1 protein-coding gene is annotated in these 1,718 nt (G+C 76.9%); it reads left to right on the forward strand.

Features of this window, described 5'->3' with window-relative positions:
• Positions 1-454: 454 nt before the first annotated feature.
• Positions 455-1,718, forward strand: a 1,264-nt coding sequence (locus ACSNOH_RS34690; protein ID WP_436725428.1) for a streptophobe family protein, incomplete at its 3' end; no start/stop codon positions are given.

Consider the following 1,718-nt stretch of genomic DNA (forward strand, 5'->3'; position numbering starts at 1 on the left):
GGGCCCGGCGGGCAGCCCCCGGAGCCGCCGGTGGGGCCGCTGATCCGGGTGGATCCCTCGCCCGAGGGGGTGGAGTGCCAGTCGGGGCGGGTCGGTTCGGGAGGAGGCGTTCCGGGCTGTCCGGGCGGCCCGGACCGGCCGGACCCGCCCCCTCCGCCGCCGGACAGGGGGCCGGAGGGCGGGCCCGTGGGCCGGTCTTCTGACGGTGGTTCCGACGACACGAGCCCTGCTCCTCCGCTTTTATCCTCTTTCACGTACTTACCGGGTCATTGTGTGCCGCAAACCGGCGCCTCCCGCAAGCCGGGTTCCCTCCCGGAGGGACCGCACACCCGGCACGTGTCCCCGCCAGGTGAGATCTCGACAGGTGAGGCGGGCCGCGCGGGCGTAGGTTGGGCCCCGGGCCTCCCCGCCGGAGGCCGGGTGTCCGACCGTCGACGACGCACGCGGAGGCAGTGTGAGCCAGCCGCCCGGGGGCGCGCCCTCGCCCCTCCGCGCCTGGGGGGACGCCCTCGCCTCCGTCGCCGCCGGGGTGGCCGCCATGTTCGCCGTCGCCGCGCTCGGCCTGTGGGCCGCCGGGGCGGGCGGGCTGCCGGGCGGGGCGTTCCCCTCCATGACGGCGGCCACCGTCGTCACGGCCGTCGGCGGCACGGTGGAGCTCTCCGGCGAGGCGGGCTTCCTGGGCCGTACGGGGGCGGGCATCGCCGTCGTCCCGCTGTCGGTGACCCTGGCCGGTGCGGTCGCCCTCGCCGTGGTCTTCCTGCTCCCGCTGCGGCACCACGCCGTGACCAGCGGGCCCGGGCTGCTCGCCCGCGTCGCCCGGACGGCCGTCCTCTGGCTGCTCGCCCTGCTGCTCGTCGCCCTGGGCGCGCGGCACGACTTCCGGATCGACCTGGGCGACTCGCTCCTCGGCGACATCGGCGAAGCCCTCGACGTCGCCCCGCGCGCCGGTTTCCGGGCGGCCGTCGGGCCCACCCTCGGCTACGGCCTGCTGTGGCTGCTCGTGCTGCTCGCCGTCGCCGTGGCGGCCTCCCGCAAGACGCCGCTGCCGTCGCGGCTGCTGCGATTCCAGGACACGGTGCGGCCCGTGGCCTTCGCCGTGGTCGCACTGCTCCTGGGCTACGTGCTGCTCGGCCTGCTCACCGGGCTCGTCTGCGCCGCCGTCCGGGGGCATCCGGCCGAGACGGCGGCCGTGCTCCTGCTCGGCCTGCCCAACCTCGCCTGGATGGCCTTCGGCCTCGGCCTCGGCGGCTCCTGGGACGGCCGCGCGCCCGGCACGTCCCTCGGGCTGCCCGTGCCCAGGCCGCTGGCCGCGGTGCTCCGTTCGGGCGGCGACGCGCCGTCCACGGTGAACGTCTCCTCGCTCGCCGAGCACGACGGGCGGGCGTGGCTGCTGGTGGCCGTCGCCGCGATCGCGCTGCTCGCGGCGGCGTTCCTGATGGCCGTGCGGTCTCCGGCGACGACGCGGCCGTGGGAGCACGCGGTGCAGCTGGGCGTCGCCCTGGCCGTCACCCTGTTCGCCGTCGGCACCCTCACCCGCATTTCCGCCCGCTTCGGCCTGTCGCTCCTCGGCATCACCGACATGTCCGCCTTCGGCGGCGAGGTCGCCTTGCGGCCGCATCTCCTGACCCTGACGGGGCTGGGGTTGCTGTGGGGCCTGGTGGCGGGCTTCACGGGAAGCGTCCTGGCGAGAAGGGCCCGCCGCGGGGGCCCTTCTCGCC

The organism is Streptomyces sp. URMC 127 (assembly GCF_051386535.1).
Classification (GTDB): Bacteria; Actinomycetota; Actinomycetes; order Streptomycetales; family Streptomycetaceae; genus Streptomyces.